This is a genomic window from Phycisphaerae bacterium (assembly GCA_035384605.1).
GTDB lineage: Bacteria > Planctomycetota > Phycisphaerae > UBA1845 > PWPN01 > JAUCQB01.
In genome coordinates, this window is sequence record DAOOIV010000007.1 from 1 (window position 1) to 21,252 (window position 21,252).

The 21,252-nt window shown below is 61.8% G+C and carries 15 protein-coding genes; 6 read left to right on the forward strand and 9 right to left on the reverse strand.

Annotated elements, in window-relative coordinates; all coding sequences use genetic code 11:
• Positions 1-189: 189 nt before the first annotated feature.
• Positions 190-1,380: a hypothetical protein gene (locus PLL20_03260; protein ID HPD28987.1), complete on the reverse strand. Its 1,191-nt coding sequence runs from the start codon at positions 1,378-1,380 to the stop codon at positions 190-192.
• Between the two features lie 146 nt (positions 1,381-1,526).
• Here PLL20_03260 and PLL20_03265 point away from each other — a divergent pair, with 146 nt between their 5' ends.
• Complete coding sequence (locus PLL20_03265; protein ID HPD28988.1) at positions 1,527-1,688, forward strand: hypothetical protein; 162 nt, start codon at positions 1,527-1,529, stop codon at positions 1,686-1,688.
• Between the two features lie 27 nt (positions 1,689-1,715).
• Here the strand turns inward: PLL20_03265 and PLL20_03270 are convergent, their stop codons facing one another.
• From PLL20_03270 to PLL20_03290, 5 genes are all read right to left on the reverse strand, one after another.
• Complete coding sequence (locus PLL20_03270; GenBank protein ID HPD28989.1) at positions 1,716-3,848, reverse strand: DUF5060 domain-containing protein; 2,133 nt, start codon at positions 3,846-3,848, stop codon at positions 1,716-1,718.
• Entirely contained in the window at positions 3,836-6,478 is a 2,643-nt protein-coding gene (locus PLL20_03275) for a hypothetical protein (protein HPD28990.1), read from the reverse strand. The genes PLL20_03270 and PLL20_03275 overlap by 13 nt, the downstream gene beginning before the upstream one ends.
• Positions 6,479-6,588: 110 nt before the next feature.
• On the reverse strand, positions 6,589-7,713 hold the full coding sequence (locus PLL20_03280) for a PEP-CTERM sorting domain-containing protein (GenBank protein ID HPD28991.1): 1,125 nt from the start codon (positions 7,711-7,713) through the stop codon (positions 6,589-6,591).
• A 498-nt stretch (positions 7,714-8,211) separates the two neighbouring features.
• Positions 8,212-9,612, reverse strand: a complete 1,401-nt coding sequence (locus tag PLL20_03285) for a hypothetical protein (protein ID HPD28992.1) — start codon at positions 9,610-9,612, stop codon at positions 8,212-8,214.
• A gap of 545 nt (positions 9,613-10,157) precedes the next feature.
• A complete protein-coding gene (locus PLL20_03290; protein ID HPD28993.1) occupies positions 10,158-11,375 on the reverse strand; it encodes an IS701 family transposase in 1,218 nt (405 codons plus the stop codon).
• A gap of 101 nt (positions 11,376-11,476) precedes the next feature.
• Between PLL20_03290 and PLL20_03295 the strand changes: the two genes are divergently transcribed.
• Entirely contained in the window at positions 11,477-15,190 is a 3,714-nt protein-coding gene (locus PLL20_03295) for a hypothetical protein (GenBank protein HPD28994.1), read from the forward strand.
• Between the two features lie 369 nt (positions 15,191-15,559).
• Here PLL20_03295 and PLL20_03300 read toward each other — a convergent pair whose 3' ends face one another.
• On the reverse strand, positions 15,560-16,219 hold the full coding sequence (locus PLL20_03300; GenBank protein HPD28995.1) for a class I SAM-dependent methyltransferase: 660 nt from the start codon (positions 16,217-16,219) through the stop codon (positions 15,560-15,562).
• Positions 16,220-16,379: 160 nt separating this feature from the next.
• On the opposite strand from PLL20_03300, the gene PLL20_03305 reads away from it, so the two are divergent.
• Both PLL20_03305 and PLL20_03310 read left to right on the forward strand, forming a co-directional pair.
• Complete coding sequence (locus tag PLL20_03305; protein ID HPD28996.1) at positions 16,380-17,741, forward strand: S41 family peptidase; 1,362 nt, start codon at positions 16,380-16,382, stop codon at positions 17,739-17,741.
• A 14-nt stretch (positions 17,742-17,755) separates the two neighbouring features.
• Positions 17,756-18,265 carry a YkgJ family cysteine cluster protein gene (locus PLL20_03310; GenBank protein HPD28997.1) on the forward strand — a complete coding sequence of 170 codons (510 nt, stop codon included), beginning with the start codon at positions 17,756-17,758 and terminating at the stop codon, positions 18,263-18,265.
• Here the strand turns inward: PLL20_03310 and PLL20_03315 are convergent.
• The gene (locus PLL20_03315; protein ID HPD28998.1) at positions 18,256-18,519 is read right to left on the reverse strand and encodes a hypothetical protein; all 264 of its coding nucleotides are present in this window, start codon (positions 18,517-18,519) and stop codon (positions 18,256-18,258) included. The two genes, PLL20_03310 and PLL20_03315, sit on opposite strands and share 10 nt — an antisense overlap.
• 73 nt (positions 18,520-18,592) lie before the next feature.
• Between PLL20_03315 and PLL20_03320 the strand changes: the two genes are divergently transcribed.
• Both PLL20_03320 and nth read left to right on the forward strand, forming a co-directional pair.
• Positions 18,593-19,480 carry an ATP-binding protein gene (locus PLL20_03320; protein ID HPD28999.1) on the forward strand — a complete coding sequence of 296 codons (888 nt, stop codon included), beginning with the start codon at positions 18,593-18,595 and terminating at the stop codon, positions 19,478-19,480.
• A 491-nt stretch (positions 19,481-19,971) separates the two neighbouring features.
• Positions 19,972-20,610 (forward strand): endonuclease III, encoded by a 639-nt coding sequence (gene nth / locus PLL20_03325; GenBank protein ID HPD29000.1) that lies wholly within the window; start codon positions 19,972-19,974, stop codon positions 20,608-20,610.
• 74 nt (positions 20,611-20,684) lie between these two features.
• On the opposite strand, the gene PLL20_03330 is transcribed toward nth, so the two are convergent.
• Positions 20,685-21,239, reverse strand: a complete 555-nt coding sequence (locus PLL20_03330; GenBank protein ID HPD29001.1) for a PTS sugar transporter subunit IIA — start codon at positions 21,237-21,239, stop codon at positions 20,685-20,687.
• Positions 21,240-21,252: the final 13 nt, after the last annotated feature.

The following is a 21,252-nucleotide window of genomic DNA, read 5'->3' on the forward strand; positions in this document are numbered from 1 at the left end:
CGGAAAGGATTCCGCAGGGGATGCGGCCCGGAAAGGATTCCGGGCCGAGCGGAATGCCAAACTCCAGGGCCCGGAAAGGATTCCGGGGCGAGCGGTCCTACCTCCGCATGCCCACGCAAAGCCGTGGGCATGGCACCCGACGATCGGGAGACATGCGCGCAAAATGCGCACCAGTCGCGACGGAAGAGACTAATCGGGCTTCAGGTCGGACTGAATCACAACCGGAAAACGAACAAACAGATCGTGGAGACAACTTTTCAGGGCCGGCTCGTGGTTTTTCGGATCCGTGACCTTATACAGATGCATGTTCGGCTTTGGATCGTTCTCCACCCACTTGGTGTATCCCTTGTCGCTGATCTCGACGCGCACCGGCACGAACGTGAACACGTCCGCAGGCGTTGCTCCCGGGGGCGGGGATGCAGCCGCCACCCAGCGGTCGCCCACGCGGTGAACCGTGCGTCCGGCCGTGTGAATCAGGGGCCCGGTGCACCACATGTTGCGCTCCATGCCCATCAGGATGTGGCGCCAGGGCCGCAGATCCATGTTCATTGCGTCGATGGGATCGATCTCATTGGGGCGAACAGTCTGGAGAGCGTAGACGAAGTAGTTCAACAGCGGCAGCGGGACACCTTCCAAGACCTGTCCGTGCTTGAAAGCCCAGTGGGTGCTGCGATTCTCCTTGATTGGCAGGCAGGGACACCAGTAGATGGGCAGGCCGGAGCGCATAAGGCCGACGTAGGCGGGGACGTCCAGATGAACGTTCCACTCGTTCTTGTTCTCGAGAAGATTGCCGATGTTGACGTACAGGCGGGTTACCTTGCGCCGAAACAGCTCAGGGTCACGGTTATAGGCGGCGCAGACGTCGCGAACGCTGCCAGTGGTATGCAGGATCATTGGCTCCGGTGAGTCGCGCAGCGTCTTCAGCAGAAGCTCGACCGCCGCCTGATACTCTTCGGGTTGATCGAGGCCCTGGTCTTGGGGCGACTTGAGAGTCTCACTGAGGCCGACGGCATAGGGCACTCTTCGGCCGGTCAGTTTGAACATCTGTTCGACGGGGATGCGGCCCGGTTTTTCGGCCTGCCGCTTCCCGAGGTCCAGGAGAATAGCCCGCACATCCAGCTCCGGCATGGCGAAGACAGTGGCTAGATCAAAGTGGTCGTCGGGATCATCATGCGGATGGAACAGATCGGTCCCGTAGATCAGGGGGACGCGTTTGGGGACCGCTCCAACGGGGGTGGAGCGAAGTTGCGTACGGGCCTGTGTTTCTTCATCGGCGCTGGGCGGCAGGGCGGCCGCTGCGGCGAGGTCGATCCTGGCGGTACCTGCAACCAGCCACAACAAACAGCACAAGCCGACTGATGCAAAGGTTCGTCTGCTCATGATTCATCTCCACGCTCAGGGTGCTATCTGTTGCCTGCCCCGGTTCCAGGCGCCCGGCATCATAACGCCCGTCAGCCATCCAGCAATCGCGCCTCACGGTAAGCCCCGATGATTGTCGAGGCCCTCGATGCCGGTAACGCGACGGCTTGGCCCGTGATGATTACCACGACAGACTCGGAAAGTGCTCGCGGTCGTTCGGGAAGCTGCTCGGCCGCGAGGGGTCGGGGGTGGTCTGGATTCTCATTCTCGACGACCAGCACATGGTGGAGGCACACGTGGTCGGGGTTGGCTTGCCTTCGATGCCGTGACACAGGCCGACAGGACTACCGAGGAGTTCAACACCCCGGGGGTTGGTCCGATCCGCCCATGCAGGTTCTGAAAACGCTTAGATCGTTCTGATCCACGGCGCCGTCGGGTGCTAGATCAGCGTCTTCGCAGCCGGGACTCAGAGCGACTCCCGATCCGGAAATACAGGCCTGGAAGTGACCGAAGTCTGTCTGATCGACGTCTCCGTCCCAGTCAAAGTCCGCGGGGCCCACGGGTATGGCCTGTGCGTGTGCGGCCGGCCCATGGTTCATCATCCAGTCGTGGGCGAAGGCGGAGTAGTAGTACGTAATGCCGCGCGTCAGACCTACATGGAGCACTGTGTAGGGCCATTGGGGTTCGCCGGGTTCATCGGCGAGCAACTGGCCGTCGGTCGGGCCGGCCGGATAACCGGATGTGCTGAATCGTATGAGGACACCGGTGACATCGCCATCGTGCGGGTTGGTCCAAGTCAACGTGTTCTGAAGCCTTCCTGCGGCTGCGGTGAAAGCGGCCGGCGCTCCCGGCGCGATCGTATCCGCGACTGCGGAGTCTTCGACATACAGCACCCAATCATTAGCATCTGGAGCGGCAAACGTCCGGTTTTGTCCCCCTTGGACGGGAACGGGCGACCCGAAGCCGCCTGCGCGGGGATTCAGCCAACGGGCTTGAAGCGTGCCGGACGAGGCGCTCAGGTTAAGCGTGATCGTGCCGCCGTTGGGAGCGTAGCACACGTACCGGTGGGGAACCTGAGCCAGGCAAACGCCGTTGCCGGCCAATTCCGGGTGAAGAGTCATCTGCGAGAAAGGAAGCGAGCGCATGAGGCTTCCGAGGATGCGGAGATACGGGTAGAGCCAGCCGTGGGGGGACATGGCCATACCCATTTCGCTGAACTGGGGGCTATGGACCTCCCGGGTCTGGTAAGAGCGAGGGGGGATCACCTCATCGGCATAGTTGATCTGCCCGCCGGACAGGGCGATGAACCAGGCACCGCGGCGCATGTTATTCATGTCGAGACCGGCCTCGGTCTGGTAGAGATTACCTTCCCAGAGGCACTCATGGGCCAGGATGGGTTTGTGTACGCCGTTGAAGAGATTAGCGAACCACGTGTACTTGCTGGGATTGTATTCGGACAGCTTGTCCTGGACGGTGTGATAGGCGTACGCGTCGGCCTGCTGAAGCGTGGACGTGCCGGCCTGCAAGGAGTGGAGGCTGACGAGGTGTCGGCCGCCATCCAACTGGCGGATACGGTTGAGGATCTGGAGGACCTCGGATTCCGAATACCCTTCCTCCCATTCGCTGACGGGCTGGAAGGTGGCATTCCAGAACCCGCCCCAGCGGGCGACCCAGTAGCGAAGGAACAAGTCGCGGTTGGCGGGGGTGTCAATCTTGGGTACGCCGTTGGTTCCTCCCATGATGTTGAAAGGGATGAGGACCATGCCCCGTGTCGCCATTTCGCGGAGCACCTTATCAAGTCGCTGCCATTCAGTGAGGTTGAATCGGGAGAAATCGACGGTGCTGCCAACGACCCAGGGGAGCAGGGTCTCGCCGGAGGCGACATGGGGGCCGACAATCGTGTTGAAGCCCTGGCTTCTCAGGTAGTCCAGCGTGCTGTGCAACACTCCGCGGGAATCGAGGCGGCACACGAACCACAGGTGGAAAGCCCGGATGTAGAACGGCGTTGCGTCGGCATGCTGAAACCATAACGGATTGGACGGATTGACCCGGATCGGCCCGTGGATATTGCCGGCCACGCAGTCGAATGTCCCGCTGGCGCCGGGTGCACCGTCCGAGAAGGACGCCACATAGCTCCACGAGCCGATTTCATCGGGCATGAATCGGAGCCGCCAGGTCTGTCCGCCGTCATGGAAGCCTTCGATGGTCACCTGCCGTCCGGAGGGCGAGGTCAACATGATGGTCATCACCGTGTCGGTGAAGGGATTGGCGTAGCTGCGGCTGTTGGTTACCGTCGCCTCGAACAGACCGTATTGGCCGACCTGCTCGGCGCAGGCTAATTGCCCGGGCAGCAACATTGCCAGCGTCAGGACCAGCCGCCTGCCGCTGCCAACAACGGCGCAGATCCGGGTTGGAGCCCGGCCGCGTGCTGCCAGGCAACCTCTCCGCGCTGAGTCAAACGAGGGCTTGTTCAGGGCTATTCTCCACATGTCGGATTCGCCGGGATGCCCGGGCCGCTCGCACAGTTCTCGAAAGCAGTGCGGTCGAACCCGTCGATGTCGCCGTCCTGGTCGGGTAGACGGTCGTTGTTGTCGTCGCCCAGATCGACGCACGCGCAGGTCTGGGAAAGACCGCCGTAGGGGGCCCCTACTCCCGTGAAACATGCTTGAAAGACGGCGAAGTCCGCCTGATCGACATCGCCGTCGCCGTCCATGTCAGCGGGCGGCGCGTTGCAGGGCACGAATGGCGGCACGGCGGCGTCGAGCCACGACCGACCCGGGTTGGCGTACTGGTAAGAGGCCCACGCGTCGTCTGCCGCAATGAGGTGGAAGCCGTAATGGAAGGCACCCAGCCAGACCTCCCCGCTGCCGGGCTCCTGCTGGCCATGCCATCCGCGCCCAACGCTCAGGGGGGTCAGGTTATCGACCCGCTGAGCCAGGTTGCCGTCGGCGTCTTTGGGGTGCAAGGTCGTGTTCAGGTAGAACTCCAGAACGGTCGTGTTCTGGCTGGTGTTGGTCAGGATCAGCAGCGTATCGTCGCCCCCGGCGCGCTTACGGTAGATTGGACTGCCGGGCTGGACATAGTTGGCATCGGCGGCGTTGCGGCTCTGTCCGTCGATGAGCACCGTGTAGGCGGAGGTTATCCCGCCGAGAGCGCGGCCGGCCGTGTCGAAGGCGATCACGTCGCCCAAGCCGGCGCCCGTGGCATCACCCATGTTCTGGCTGGTCATGTACAAGGTGCCGTCGCGCTGATTGACGGCCACCGCCACGCGGCCGTTGAAGGCCGGATCGACGGCATCAACACCCACGGCTTGGCCAACGTAAGTGTGAATCCTGGCAGTCAGTCCCAGGTCGATCTCGTAGGCGACGGCTGCGGTGCTTGCGTAGACGTTGGGGTTGAGCCCCAAGAACAGCGTGTTGCTGACGCTGCTGTAGCGGAGGTTACCCACGGCCACTGCCGGTCCCACCGACCCGCCAATGATCGTGCTGAGGTTGGCAGTCTTGAGCGTCGCGCCGGAGTAATCGAGTTCGGCGAGAACGATATCCGTGCCGGTGCTCCCCATCGCGGGCGGAGGGTTCTCGGGGGGATAGCCAACCAGCTTGGCCACGAAGAGACGGGCGTCATCTCCGCGGCCCTTGCCGGAGAACGTGGCCGTCATCCAGTTCGTGCCGTCAGGCAGCAGATCCGCAACCTGGACCCCGTCACTCCTGTTGTACATGCGGAGCTGCCCGCCGTTGTTGGGGCTTCGTACCACGAACACGTAGTCGTTGATAAACCCGTTGTTGGTCTGGAGGACTTTGACCTGCCAGGTTTCGGTGTCGGATCCGGCGGAGTTGGTGGCTTGGACCTCAAACGTGAACGTGCGGCCCATGTCACCCGCACTCGGCGTCCAGCCGGCGACCTTGCCCGTCGAATCCACCTGTGCCCCAGGAGGTCCCTGAAGGATGGACCAGGTGGGTGCAGGCGTGCCTGCCACAAGGCTCAATTGCTGGACGTAGGGAATGCCGGCGGGAATCATCCGCGGATCCGGCGTGACCTCCGCGATGACCGGAGCCTGGGGTGCCGGGCTGAAGGGGCTGGCGGCATCGGTCCAGTTGCGGCCCGTCTCATAGGAAGCTGACGAGTCGTCGCTGCGGATGACATGGAAGCCGCCCCGGATGGCCGCTATCCAGATGGCTCCGGTCACGTTGTCCTGTTGTCCGTTCCAGCCTCGCGGCATGGCGATCTGCGTACCGCGCAGGGCCAGGTAGTTCGGGTTGCCGGACGGGTGAGCGGTCGTGTCCAGCCAGAACTCCAAAGCCGCCCGGGCGGAGGAGGTCGGGTTAGGGCAGATGATGAGGGTGTCATCGCTGCCGGTTCCCTCCCGCCAGCGGTAAACGACATTGTTCGGATCGAGATACCTGTTATCGACCGCGTAATACGTTGGGCCGTCGATCAGCGTCGTGTAAGCAGAGGTGGTGCCCCCGACGGGGCGCCCGGCGGTACTGAACGCGACCAGATCGCCCTGATGAAGCGTGCCTCCCAGGCCGCGGCTGATCATGTAGAGGGTCCCGTTGCGCGAGTTGATCGCGATGCCGACCTGCCGGGGATCACCGCTCGGGCAATTGGGCCCCACGTAGGTGTGGAGTCGGGTGGTCAGGCCCAAGTCGATCTCGTATGCCACCGCGGGGCCGGTTGAGGCTGGGGCGGGGTTCAAGCCGATGAACAACGAGTTGCTGACCGAGCTGTAGCGCATGTTGCCCATGTAAGGCGCCGTCCCGACCGTTCCGCCGATGATGTTGCTGAGGTTGGCCGAATTAACCGTCCCGCCGGCGGAGTCGATCTCGGCGACCTGGACGTCATTGTCGACCACCTTGGCAACGAACAACCGAGCATCATCGCCACCCGTTCCGGCGAAGGTGAGCGTTTCCCAGTTGGTGCCGTCCGGCAACAGGTCAGCAACCTGCGTGCCGTCAAGCTCGCGATACACTCTGAGTTGGCCGCCTTGGGCGATATCGCGCGTGACGTACACATAGTCTGTTTCGAATCCGTTGTTCAGTACCGCGCCGGCCTCCTGGATTCGTCCCAGTATCACGGCCGACATGCTCAATATGATCGCCAACTCGCTTCGGCGTCTCATGGCTCGACGCTCCTTTCATGGAAGTTCACGCTCGCGCACTCGCTGCGCAGCCACCTTTGGAAATGGCCGAGACAGTGCCAGGAACATCTCCTCGTACACGGACCGATGGCTCACCGCCTGCGCCGCAAACCGAGCAGGCCCAGCCCCAACAGGATCAACGATGCCGGCTCGGGCGCGGGGCTATCCGCGTCCAGCCAATAGCGACTGCCCTCCCAGTAGGAGGTCGTATCATCGGGATTGAGCCCCATGATGCCGCCGCGAAAAGCGCCGAACCAGACCGTCCCGCTCACCTCGTCCAACTGCCCGTTCCAACCGCGCTTCGCCCAGATAGGTTGCCCGCGATTGACCAAGTTGCCGTTGCTGTCGATCTCGTCGAGATAGAACTCCAGGGTAGGTTCCCAGCCAGAGGTCTGGTTTGAAGGGATAAGAATGGTTGGCCGGCCGCTGGGATTGTTCGTGCCCCGGAACATTACGTTGTTGGGCTGGCTGTACTCGGCATCTCCGACGGCGTACTCGGCCCCATCGATCAGCGTCGAGTAAACGTTGGTCGTGCCGCCGAGCACTCGCCCGATGGTGTTAAATGAGATCAGGTTGCCCAAGCCGTCGGCCGTTGGGCGTCCCAAATGCCGACTGATCATGTATAGCGAGCCGTCCCTCTCGTTGAAGTCAACGTTGACCGGGCGCTCCTCACCTGCGGAGTTTGGCAGTGTGGCGCCCACATACGTGTGCTGGAGTTGGCTCAGCCCAAGGTCAATCTCCCAGGCCTTGGCATTAACGCCGATCACAGTGGTATCCGGGTTGGCGCCCACAATCAGCGAGTTGTGCATGCGGTTATAGCGGATGTTGCCCAGCCGCAGGCCTGACCCCAGCGTCACGCCCGGAATACTGCTCAGACTGACCGATTTGACCGTCTGGCCGAGCGCGTTGACCTCTGCGATCTGGATGTCCGTTCCAGGGTCGCCGCCGGTCATCTTGGCCACGAACAGCCGGGCATCGTTGGTTCCTGAACCAGCAAACGTCAGCGTGGTCCAATTGGAGCCGTCCGGCAGCAGATTGCCCATATTGGCCCCGTCGCTTTCTCTGTACATCCGCGTCTGACCGCCCTGTCCGGTATCCCGCAGGACATACACGTAGTCGGTTTCGAAGCCGTTGTTGAGGTACCCCCAGACGTTCGGGGCCAAGGACGTGATTACGCCGAGTGCGACCACAACTGTGGCCAGTTCTCGTATTTTCATCGCTTTCTCCTCGCTTTCGTTGAGATGAAGTACCTTGGTTTACCTACGACTATATACCAGGAGGCATGTTCAGGTGATCGCCCTCCTCTTTGTGCGGACAGCCTGCGAGCCCGATCGGCGTCTCCTTTCGGGCCGGGGGCTTGGACTTGACCGAAAGGCTGGCCGACCGGCTTGATCATCGGCGGCGAAATGTGCGACCCCAGGGCCTTTGCTGAGGAGTGCCGTTCATCGAGATGCCGAATGACACTCCCAACCGGTAAGCCCGGGAGCCGGAGTTCACCGACGCTTATGAGTGTACTGGGCGTCGGGCCGGCGTGCAAGGAAAAACATGGGGCGCTGGCATTCTGATGCCGTGCCGTCGCACTTGCGTCCGGATACATAAGTGTTTCTCGCAAAAGAGCTTGGCGTGGAGTCGGCGAGCTGGAAGAAACAGCATCATCGCCCGTTGTGAAGTGCCGGCGGGGTCGCTGAACCCGGCTTCGGCCATGAGAACTCTTGTTACCTTGGGGACGGGTTGGGATTTCCGATCGCGAGAGCCCAGTCTGAGTTGTGGGGGGCCATGAAAACCTGGTCAGGCGCCGCCTTCAGTCCGGTCAGGGGAATCTCGCGGTACACGGCCTTGGTGTCCAGGGCCACCGCCTCCAGAGGCTCGGTCAACCCGGCGAGGTTCATGCGGATCGCGTCGGCGTCCTCCTTGTAGAACACGCAGAAGCGGTCAGTTATCTCAAGACACACGCCGTCGGTCCGGGCGTTGTTTCGTACCATCTGCTTATGAAAACGGCTCTTCCAGAAGCGCGAGTAGGTGCGGATCTGTTCCTTGTTTGGATAGACCGCCGAACTTCCATCCCTGGGCGGGTTGACCAGGTAGGCCCAGATGTTGGCCACGCCCCCGGCCATTGTTGAATTCCACAGGCCTCGGCGGGTCATGTCCAGATCGTAGTCCTTTTCCGGATAAACGTTGACGCGAACGCGGAAGCGGTCCTCCATGAAGGACGGCTTGCCGGGAGAGCGTTTCTCCATGGCTTCCACGTAGGTGTCATAGGTAGGCCGCCACTGCTGGTATGAAGAGTAATCGAGGCCGTCGTAGATCTGCTCAAGGTCCGGCGAGCGACCGCCCAGAAGATGTGGCCATCCAAGATGCTGGTGCATGTGCTTGTGCCATAATCGCAGGTGCTCCCGGCCGGCCCATTCCTGGAGGTCGAATCCATACCCCATCGACCAGCCCACCAAGGGGCCCAGACGGGCGCAGATGTATCGCTGAAGACGGCGGTCTACCGAACCGTTCATTCCCCAGCGAACCGGAGTGATCTTGCGCTGCTCATCGCCCCACATCCAGATGTGTACCACTCCGCCGTTCTTATGGGCCTTGCTGATCAGCAGTTCCAGGGCTTCAAAGGTGCGCGGGTCGGGATTGGGGTCATCCGAGGGAATGTCGCGGTAGTTGCCTTGTCCTTTGTTGATGTCGAACCAGGCCATGCCCACAAACGTGTGAAAACCGTTGAACCCATGATCCTCGAACCAGGTCCTGATGTCGGCGTCGATCTTGTCCGGCCTGTTGAAGTAATCCGCCGGCCCACAGTAGCTCACGAATTGGGGAACGAAGGCTTCGTCCAGACCCAGGCGACCCCACTTGTTGCCGAAGGCGACTGTGAAGCCGGCCAAGCCGGGGTTGGGCTCGACGGTCAGCTCGCCTTTGCGGTCGTTGAGGTCGGGGTCTTTGCTCGCCGTCGTGTATTGCCAGACACCCGGGCGAGTGCCGGTGAAACGGAGGACCCACGTTCGGCCCCGGCGTAAAAGAGCTCCGTTTCGATTCGCTCGAGACTCTCGTTGTGTCGGAATGTGGCCCTGGCCGTCAGGTGGAAGGCATTCCCGTCCCGCACAGGGTTCTCGAACCACCATTCGACCGGCTCCCACTGTTTGGCGGTTCTTGCATGCGCGGCCGCCACTGCCAGGCATCCCCAAGCCAAGAGCGTCAGAGTCCTGCATTTCATCTGCGAGTCCTCATTGAGATCCGAAGGGCAAGCGTGAGTCGTTCGCACCGCACGATACCGCGCGAGCAATGCCTTTTCGAGCCAGTCTGCCATCATTGAAGCGGCAGGTTTCAGGGGATTGGCGTCGTCCGGGCTGTTGGCAGGCGGTTTTGTGTTTGAAACTTTTTACGTGTGACTTATCGGGCCATGGGGTCCTTCGATTGACGGGACCGATGCCAAACCGGTGGCTGAGCAAAGAGAGAAGACAACTGAAGCGGATCGCCTTCTTGCGGGCCGCAGGCCAAGCGCCCCGTGACCCGAAAACCTTCGCGCAAAACGGACACCGGCCAGGAAGAGACTGACACCGGCGATTCGGCGCGATATAATGGCGTCACGTCGCCAACCTATTCCCTGGGACGATCGTCAAGAGCAAAGCATCGAGGAGTTGTTGGTTATGTCTGGACTTTTGCAAAGTCAGGCTAACGCCAAATGAGCCTTGATTCTATTACATTCCCAGCCCTCCTCCACGCGTTCGATGACCCAGGAAATCGTCTGGCTCAGCGTTTGTCGCAGCACCGCGGTGCAGGCTTGCCCGATGGTCGTCAGGCGTTCGAGTGCCCAGTCCCGCGCACGGCCCTGCCGCAGCTGACGCATCAGAACGCTGTGCGCCAGGAAGACCATGTACCAATGGCGGGTCTGCCCCTGGCCCTTCCTGAGCTGACAGTCGCCCATGCCCAGATGCTGCTTGCCGTCCCGATGGAAGCACTCGGTGCCTCGCCAGCGGCACCGGTAAACGCGGAGAATACGGCTGACCTCCCAATAGGTTCGGTTGCTGACCAGGATTTTGCGGGGGTGGGCGCCGTTCCGCCTTTCCCACAAGATCACGATCCGAACCGGATGATCGACCTGGGGGATACGGATGCTCTTGGTGAAATACCACTGCCGGTGGTCACCGATATCCACCGGCTTGCGATCCTCCGGACCGATGAGGGCCGCCACCGCTTCGGCCTTGATCGTTTGTCCTCGGAAAACGACCTTGCGGTTGAACTTGAGGTCGCCCACGTAGCCCCGGCGTCGGCGGTGAATATGGTTCAGGTTGGCGGCATGCGTGAACCAGTTGTCGAACGTGAAATCGCCCGGAATACCGTGCCGGATGACCTCGTCCACCAGTTCCCGGAAGAACACGTTGTGGTCGCGGAACGGGAGGCCCTGCTTCTCACACTGTTCCCGCTTGACGAAGCGACGGAACTCGAGGGGGTAATGCTTGCCGCTGGTGCACACATAATTGGCGATGAGGTAATCGTGGGCGATCTTGTACCGGTCCTCCGCGTGGTCCCAGAAGTACCCGACGTCCTCGATCAGTTTGCCGTCATGGTCGACCAGAACGTTATCCAGGGCAATGACCCCTTGCGGGCTGTAACGGGTGGAGGGGTCTTTCTGAAGCCATTTGAGCCGCTGCTGATTCAGCCGGTGGACGTCCCAGTCCACCTCGGTCAGCCACCGGTTCAGACAGGACTGATCGGTGGTGACCACGAACTGGCGGTTGATGGCCGAAACGTTCTTGCGGTCGGCCACCAGCAGGCCGGTCAGGTACTCGGCGAAATGAATCCGTTCAGGCTCGTTGGCGAACAGATGACCGAACTCGTTCAGAGCCTCCTTGACGATCGTAGGGAAGTCGACGATGGCCGGCATGGCGGTATCCTCCATGACCCGAAAAGGCGTCCTGCCGTCAATGGTCATCGTCAAAATGCCCATAAATCACCAACGAAATGCTACTTTGCAAAAGCTCAGTTATGTGTTTCAAAGGGTTGATCGGAAAGCAGTCCTTTCGCTTCGGCAGTCTTATTTCGTTCACAGCGGCGGTGACGTTGACCGTCACCACGTTTCTTTGCCTGACCGGTTGCCGTCCGGGTGATGGCAATCCATCGGACGGCACCTACACGATCACGGTTACGGTGAACCCCGCCGAAGGAGGCACCGTCACGATTGATCCTGCTGAAGGGCCTTACACGGCGGGACAGGTCGTCACTCTCACAGCCCAAGCATCGGCCGGCTACGAGTTTGACCGCTGGCAGGGAAGCATCTCCAGCACGGCGAACCCCGCGCAGGTTACCGTGGACGACAACCTGGTGATTGAAGCCGTTTTCGTCGCCACCGGTAACGGAGGCGGGGGAGGCGGCGCGACGGATACGGAGATCAATGAGAACGTGCGGGTACTGCCGGACACCGTTGAAGTCACCACGGACGACGAAGGGCATACCACACTGACCGGCCAAGGCATTCCCACCGGAATCGCGCCAGGGGCGTTGCTCGTCTCCGCCCGCGGGGAGGGACGGTTGCTTCGCGTCAAGTCGGTGCCAACAGTCGGCGACGGCCAGGTGATCGTTGAAACCGAACAGGCCTCGCTCGCCGATCTGATCCGCAAAGGCAGTCTCGAAATCAGCGTTCCCTTCGATCCGAACACCGCGGTGCTTCAAGGTTTCTCGGGCGTCGGTTCCGGGGACATGAAACACGTTCGTTTTCTTCGTACCGGCGATCGCTCGGCCGCTTTTACGACCAACAGCCACTCCATCGAACTGGAGGACTGGGGCAAGGTCACTCTCGACCAGTTGACGATCAACGTCGATCCCGACTTCAGCTTCACCGCCAGCATCGAGGACAACAGTCTCAAGCATCTGCGATGCACGGCAGGCACCGGCTTCCACCTCAGCATGGACGTCTCGATAGAAGCTTACAAGATCTCGGAGCTCTTGAAGAAGGAGCAGACCATCGGCAAAGTGAAATGGCCCGATCCGGTCGGCGTGATGGTGATCGCCGGTGTGCCGGTGGTCTACCAGGTGTTCCTGGAGGTCAAAGTCGGCGCTCAGGTGAAGTTCGGCGACATGGGCGCGATCACGGCCGGACTGGACTTCGACGCCGATGCCACGCTCGGCGCCGAATACAACAAGGGCGAAGGCTGGGACCTGATCAACGAGAAATCCACGGCTTTCACGCCACACACACCGGAATGGGGCATCTCGCCGATCACCGCCCAGGTTTACGTACAGCCGGAGTTCGGCATGACGTTCTACGGCTGTGTCGGCCCGTCGTTATCGTGGAAGGAGTATGTCGAACTGGCCGGAGCTTACCGGTATGACGTACTCGGCGCCGAACTGGCCCGCGGCAGTGAATGCGACTTCAATCTCACCTTCAAGATCATCGACGGCCTGCCGAGCTACAAATATTCGCACAACCTGTTCAGCACACGGCAGGTATTGCTGGCACGCATGCTTACGGCCGTCGATCCCGCTGAACTGGGCAGCGCCAGTCTTTCGCCCGGCGACCTGGTCTGGGACCTTTACGACTTCACGAAATCGCTCACGGCCACGGCTCGGCCGAACGCGGGTTACGAAGTGGCGGGTTGGACCATTTACAATCTGCTCAGCGGCAGCGGTGAAACCGTGCACGCGAGCCAATTGCACAACCAGCCGGTCAACGCCTCCAAGCTGTTTGTGGCCGGCATCGTGCCGGAAGGCTACGGCGACACCTGGACCGGCGCCGGCACCGGATCGGGCGCACCCAGCTACGCGCTGACGACCGAGGTGTTTCCTCCGGAGGCCGGTGAGATCATGCTCTTCCCGGGCGGCGGCGTGTACCAGTACGGTGTCAACGTTCTCGTAGCCCCGAAACCGAACAGTGGGTTCGAGTTCCATCATTGGGAAGGGGCCCTCAGCGGCAACGGCCCGACCGGCGTGATCAGCATGACCTCCAGCAGGACCGTTCGCGCCGTTTTCGCGTCCAATCCGCCGCGCACGCTGTACGTACCGAGTCATTACCCCACGCTGCAGGATGCCCTCAATGCGGCCACTTACAACGACATCATCCACATCGAGGCCGGCACCCACGCCGGCACCGGTTTCCATGACATCAGTATTCCCAGGGACCACATCGTGATTCAGGGCGCCGGGCCGTCTGCAAGCATCATCGACCTCGAAGGCGTCGCTCAGCTCGGTTGGCTGGACGACATACACATCACCTTTCAGAACCTGCAAATCTCCCGCGGCCTGGGGGATCTGGGAGGCGCCCTCCGTCTGACCGGAGACACCACCGCCTCGTTCAAGAACTGTACCTTCAGCTCGTGCAACGCCAGCTACGGCGGTGCCGTTTACGTCTCGGGCACCGGGGCCATCGTCTCGTTCGAGAATTGCCGATTCGAGTCCAATCAGGCGACCTCCTCGGGCGGGGCCCTCAGTCTGTCGAACACCCCCAACGACGAGGAGCACGTGCCGGTCGTGGCGGGCTGCACATTCACCGGCAACATGGCGGATTCTTCGGGAGGGGGTATCGTCGCGGGGCAGAAGTGTCGGATCACCGGTTGCACTTTTGCGCAGAACCGGGCCTGGCGGGGCGGGGGTGGTTCGTTCGGCAAGGAGGGCGTTGTCAGTGGTTGCGTGTTTGACGGCAACAGTGCCCAATACGGCGGCGGCGTTTCTGCAGACGAGTATTCCTCGTTCAGTGAATGCTCTTTCATCAATAATGTCGCCGAGTGGAGCGGTGGCGGCGTCAAGGCCGGCAATGGCGTGTCTATTCAGTATTGCACGCTGGACAACAATCAGGCCGGCGAGGACGGCGGGGCCATTTACGCCGACTGCGTTTCGGCCGGCAAGACTCTCTTCATCGTCGGCTGCGCAGTCAGCGGGAACTCCGCCGGCGAAAACGGCGGGGGCATCTGGTGCGACGGCACGGAAGTTTCCCAGACAGAGCTGACCGGCAACAGCGCCGGCTGGCGCGGGGGCGGCATCTGCGCCGATCACAGCCAGATTTCTTCCTGCTTCCTTTACCAGAACCAGGCCGGCGCCGCCGGGAATCCCTCTTACAGCGAAGGCGGGGGCATCTATCTGGAACAAACGAACGTCTCCAACTGCCAACTGATTGACAACGAGGCCATTGACGGCAATGGCGGCGGCATCTACGCCCAGGGCAGCTTTTCAGACACGGCCGTCCCGCCGGTCATCTTCGAGGTTTACGCCGCTTTCAACACCGCCAAGAACGGCGGCGGCATGGGGAGTGACTTGGAGGTGCACATTTTCAGCTCGATCTTCGAGGACAATGAGGCATCCTATCGAGGCGGCGGCATTTATGCTGAACGCGGTCCCCTCGTGAGCCTCTGCCGGGTCGAGCACAACTCCTCGCAGCAGGGCGGCGGAGCCGGCATATCGGAAGGGACCATCCTGGCTTCGACGATCACCCGAAATCAGGCCTCGCAATGGGCGGGCGGACTCAGTTTGTTCAAGAGTACGGCCCAGGACTGCACCGTCAGTCACAATACCGCAGCCACAGCGGGCGGCGGCATCTGGACGGGCATCGAGTGCTCGATCTCCAACTGCACCGTGGCCTATAACGCCCTCACCGACACGACCTCGACGGGCGGCGGCGGCATAGCTTGCCACGGAGCACCAACGCTGAGCGGCGTGACTGTTTACGGCAACACGCCGACCAACTGCAACAGTGACTGCCCTTGCCCGTGACGGGCCGCAAGCATGGGCTTGCAGAGCGGGAATCTACGAATCGAGGCTGAACTGAAGGTCTGCAAGCTGCGGTTGCAGGACCGTGTGCAGTTGGCCGGGGACCGGCAAGCGTCGATGCTGGGCGTCGAGCGTCAAGAGCGTGATGCAACTTGTCCGGAGGCGGACCGCCTTTTTGCGGGCCGCAGGCCAAGCGGGCGTAAACCGGCAATATGCGCGCGAGCCGCACAGATGTCCGGCCGTAAGGATTGAAAGGCGCATGCCCACGCAAAGCCGTGGGCATGGCACCCGGCGATCGGGAGACATGCGCGCAAAACGCGCACCAGTCGCGACGGAAGAGACTAAACGGTCACGGGCCCGCGGGAACCTTTCCTACGCCATGCCCACGGTCAGCAGCAGTGGGAACCAGTAGTTGAGTTTGCGGCGGCGGATTTCGCGGAAGCCTGCGGTTTTGAAGTAGGCGTCGATCACCGACCAGGGCGCGTGGTGGACGTGTTTTTCGACCGCGGCGATGATCACGTCGTAGGTGACCCAGCCGACGATGTTGTCGCGGAATCCGTCGATAAGCATGAACCTGCCGCCCGGTCGCAGGATGCGTCGGACTTCGGTGACGACATTCTGCTGGTGCGGATAGTGGTGAAAGGAGTTGCCGCAGGTGACGACGTCGAAGGAACCGTCCGCGAAAGGCAGATGCTCGCTGTCAGCGGTGACGAACCGGATCCGATCCTGCAGGCCGGTTGGTCGGGCCTTGTCGGCGGCCACCTGGCACATGGCCGCAGAGTAGTCCAGTCCCACGATCCGGGCCGGCAGTGCGGTTGCGGCCAGCATTCCGGCAAAGGTTCCCGTCCCGCAGCCGACGTCCAGCAGATGGAACGGCTCGGGGGTGTCTTTTCGCCAGAGGTAGAGTTCTTCGAGAAAAGCCAGATAGGACGGCCTGAACATGAACCGGTTCAGCAGCGAACGATCGTAGCTGCCGGCCCAGGTGTCAAACTCGCGTCTGGCTTGCGACCGCATGGTCTCGGCTTTGCTCATGACAAGAGCTTAGTCAGGTCGGAAACCTCTGGCAAACCGGTTGTTGCGTCGCGCGGGCACTGAGCGGCGCACCGGCCTGCGATCTGCCGCGAGCGTTGACACCTGCTGTCTCCGGGACGACAATTCCGACCAGTTCGGTGCAAGGGAGCCTGCAAACAAGATGCCCAAACGCAACCTCGTCTGGATCGCGGTCGGTGCTGTTCTCGCCGTTCTGCTGTGGAAAGTGCCCGAGGCCCTGATCCGCCGGGACGCACTCTACGACCAGTTCGGCCCGCTGACCGACGTCAGCCTTCAGATCCACAGGAATTACGTTGAGGAAGTGGACAAGAAGACCCTGCTGAGGGGGGCGATCGACGGGATGATGCAGCGGCTCGATCCCTACAGCCGCTATTTTGACTCCGCCGAGTACGAGCAGTTCAGCAAGCGGATTGAAGGGCAGTTTTACGGGATCGGCGTGGAGATCGATCAGCTTCACACCGGCGAGCTGGTGATTGTCAGTCCGATCGAGGGCAGCCCCGCGTTTCTGGCGGACCTGCGAGCCGACGACCGGATCATCATGATCGACGACACGAGAACGGTGGACATTTCGGCCGAGAAGGCGGTCGAACTGATCAAGGGGGAGCCCAACACGTCGGTTCGGCTTACGCTGTTCCGGCCGTCGACGGGGCAGCAGTTCGAGAAGACGATCGAGCGAAAGCTGATCACCGTGCCGACGGTCCGCGGTTGGGCCCACACCGAGGACTGGGAATGGGATTACCTGATCGATCCCGAGTACCGTATCGGCTATGTCCGCATTCTCAACTTCGAGTTGAACACGGCCAAGCAGCTTGACGTCGTCGTCCGGAAGCTGCTGGTCTACGATGAGATACAGGGTCTGGTGATCGACGTCCGGGACAACCCCGGCGGGCTGCTGGACGTCGTGGTGCCGGTCGCCGACCGGTTTCTCGACGAAGGAATCATCGTCAGCACCCGCGGCCGCAACACGCCAGAGCAGCGACGGGAGGCCTCTCGCCAGGACACTTATCCGTCGTATTTGAAAGTGGCCCTGCTGGTCAACGGGGGGTCGGCCAGCGCTTCGGAGATACTCGCCGGTGCTCTCAAGGACCACAAGCGGGCGGTTGTCGTGGGCGAGAAGACCTTCGGCAAGGGGAGCGTTCAGACCCTGTTCGAGGTCGAGAACGGCCACGGTATCGTGAAGCTGACCACTGGCTACTGGTATTTGCCAAGCGGCGAGCGGATTCATGACAAGGGGATCATGCCGGACAAGGTCGTCGAGCTGACGCCGGGCGAGAGAGCAGCGATGATCGAGTCTCGCGTGCGGGTCTATTCGACGAGGCGTCCGAGTCTTCCGGCGACGGCGACGGCACCGGCCACCGCTTCGGCCCCGGCATCAAGGCCCTCTGCAACGTCGACCGCCACGGCACCGGCGAAGATCACCGTGATGATCGATCGTCAGCTTCAGACGGCGCTGGACATTCTTCGCGAGCAAATCGGTCCGGCAGCGACTGCCCCGGCAAGATGATAGGGCGACCGCGAATGGAAAAAGACCCGCAACAAGTTGCACGGCTTGCCGAAAAACGGCGGGATGAGAACTGGCGGTTCCGCAGTTTCCTGAAGATGCTCAGCCGGCGTCGCCAGCGGGAGGTCAACCGCATCGCCGAGCAGTATGGACTTGAGGCCGAATCGCGGATCGACTGCCGAGAATGCGGAGCCTGCTGCCGCGACAATGCGATACCGGTCAGCGAAGAGGAGATTGAGAGGCTGGCCGGGCGACTGGGTCTCTCGCCCGACGAGGTACGGGCGAAATACATCTCTCATGACGAGGCCGAAGGCGACCACATCGACGCCCGGCCGTGCCCTTTTCTGAACGGCAACCTTTGTTCGGTGTACGACAGCCGGCCGGAGGGCTGCCGCGGCTACCCCTATATCGGCGGCGACATCGCCACCCGCACGATCGGCATCATTGAGCGAGCCGGAACCTGTCCGATTATCTTTGACATGCTTGAGCGCCTCAAAGACGCCGTCGGATTCCGGCGTTACCGGTGAGCCAAGTAGTGCTCGATATCCTGTCGGACTTCCGGCACCAGGTAGCGGTCGGCAAGTTCTGGCATTGCGGCCATAGCGGCGACGGTTCGGTCATAGCGGGTTGCGACGTCGGCGGTGGTGTCAACGAAGAGGATCGTCCTGCCCTTGAGGCGACACAGACCTCCGCCGTCGCCGCCCATCGGCTCGGCGCGGACATCCACCCCAATTTCTTCCGCCAGGGTAAGCAACGACTCGAGGCGACTTGCCAGATCCATCCGACACCTTCAAGTCAATTGGAAAGGCTTGCCGATAACATACTTAACCCTCGTGCGTGAGGGCGAGGAACGCATGGCTTTACAGCCTCAGAAAATCCCTGTTCGTACTCCGCCGGCCAGGGAGGGGGTGAAACCGCCTCCACGGCCCGCAACACCGGCCGCGGCTCCGCGTCCTGCGTCCGAAGTCAGCACTTTAGCCAAGGATGCCTATGCGTTACAAGCCCAGGTCGACGAGTTGGCCCGGCAATTCGAGGTCATGCAGGCCCAACTCCGCCAGACCCAGAAGCTGGCCAGCCTGGGCACCACGGCGGCGATGATCGCCCACGAGTTCAACAATCTGTTCACGCCGGTGGTAGCCTACGCCCAGCAGGCTCTGGACACGGGTGACGTGGAACTGATGAAAACGGCCTTGGCCAAGACCCTTGATCGGACCAATGCCATGCGGCAGATGGCCGACCGGGTGATCGGCCTGGCCCGCCAGCCGTCGGGGAGTATCCGGTCGGTCAATGTCCGGCAGTTGGCCGATAACGCCGTGGGCTGCCTGTGCCGCGACCTTGGCAAGGACAACATCAGCCTGAACATCCAGATCGATTCCGGCTTGTGCGTGCGGGCAGATGAAAACCAGTTGCTGCAGGTGATGTTCAACCTCGTGGTCAATGCTCGGCAAGCGATGCTTGGGCGGCGGGGGCGATTGACTATCGACGCCGTGCCGATCGACGAAAACCGTGTGGAGATCAACGTCCGGGACACCGGCTGCGGCATCTCTCCGGAGAATCTTGGTCGCGTTTTTGAGCCTTTCTTCTCGACCAAGCAGGAAGCCGACAAACCGGACCGCCGCGGGCTGGGCCTGGGCCTGGCCATCTCCCGCAACATCATTGAAGACCTGGGCGGCACCATCTCGGTGACCAGCGAAGTCAACGTCGGAACGACGTTCACCGTCACCTTGCCACGGGCAGAATGACCGAGGCAGACCGGTTTCCGCCGTCTGCCGACCTCTCTGACAAAAGACCGGCTGACAAACAGCCGGCGGCATCCTCGATGAGACCGTCGCGGCCCCGTTGCTGTCGGCTCTTGCGCGCACCCCTGTTGCCGTGTTGGGACGCGCGGTCGCTGGTGGAGGCGGACGCCGGGGGTGATTATGCTATCCGAGCAGAGAGCCGCGAGGCCGCGCATGGTCGTGTTTGTTGTGGAGAGGCGGAAAGCGTGCGTCTGGCGGGCGGAAGGTATCGGGATAGTTGACGCTCCGACCGGGTTCGCCTGGCAGACGGTTATCGAGCGGCGGGTTGGGCGCGTCGACGCATGCGGGCGAGTGGTCGATTTCGGGTGACAGTCATGAGCGCAGAAGCAAAGGGCAAGAAGGGGAGAAGGGGAAGAAAGCAAGCGTCCACGAAAAGGTCCGCCAAGTCGGGGCGTGGCCCGACTGCCGAAAGTCTCTCAACTCGACGCAAGCGGATGATGAGGATTCTGGCGGGGTTGAAGGCGGCCTATCCGGATGCCGACTGCGCGCTCAAGCACGGCAGCGCCTTGGAGCTGCTGGTGGCAACGATTCTGTCGGCTCAATCAACCGATGAGATGGTCAACAAGGTGACGCCGGTGCTGTTCGCCGCGTATCCCAACGCGGCAGCCCTGGCATCGGCGGACCCGGCGGACGTCGAGCGGATCGTTCATCGCACAGGATTTTTTCGCCAGAAGACCAAGAGCATCATCAACGCCTGCAGGATGATCGTGGAGCGTTTCGGGGGTGAGGTGCCGCAGACGATGGACGAATTGACGCAGCTTCCCGGGGTAGCCCGCAAGACAGCCAACGTGCTTCTGGGCACGTGGTTTCACAAGAACGAAGGGGTGGTGGTGGACACCCATGTGGGGCGGCTGGCTCACCGGCTTGGCCTGACCTGGACCAGCAAGGACGAGAAGGATGCGGTCAAGATCGAGCAGGACCTCATGCAGATCATTCCCCGCGAGGAGTGGACCTACGTCGGCCACGCCCTGATCCAACACGGTCGCCGTGTCTGTTCAGCGAGAAAGCCCAACTGCGTCGGCTGCAATCTCAACAAACACTGTCCCTCGGCGTTCGCGTTTGGCGAGGAGTAGCACCGACACACCCGTCTTCACTTTGCGGACGGATCGATTCGAGATACCGACACGAAGGCCGGAGAGCCGACGAGTTACCACTGGAATGTATCGGCCACTTCGGCGAGGTAGTCGGCGCTATCGGCCTGATCGCGGCGGAGTTCGCGGAGCACGCCGTCTCTGGCGCGGCGAGCTTCGACGGCCTTTTCGGCTGCGGCCATCAACTCGCAGACGGCCTTGGCATCAGGGGCCCGCTTGAGCTTTGTTCGAACGGCCGGGCTGTCCAGCACCTGCCCGCTGTTGGCCAGGATGCGGAGTTGCTCCGGGATGTGTTGCGACGGACCGGCAATCATCATAACGATATCGACCGCGTGCCCCTGGTTATCCCAGCGGACGGGTTTTTTGAGAATCATCATGGCGATGCCGAATCGGTGAAGCTCGGCCAAGCGGCAGTGAGGGATGGCGGCGCCGTTGGTGAACGCGGTGGTTCGGGCCCGTTCGCGTGCGATCACCGCCTCCTCAATTGTCTGGCGATCCTGGCCAAGCTGTCCGGCCAGCTTGGCCGCCAGTTTCTTGACCACCTCGATGGTGCTGCCGGCAGTCTCGCAGAGGACTACGCTTTCGGGTGACAGACTTTCTGCAATCAACACTTCTTGAAACTCC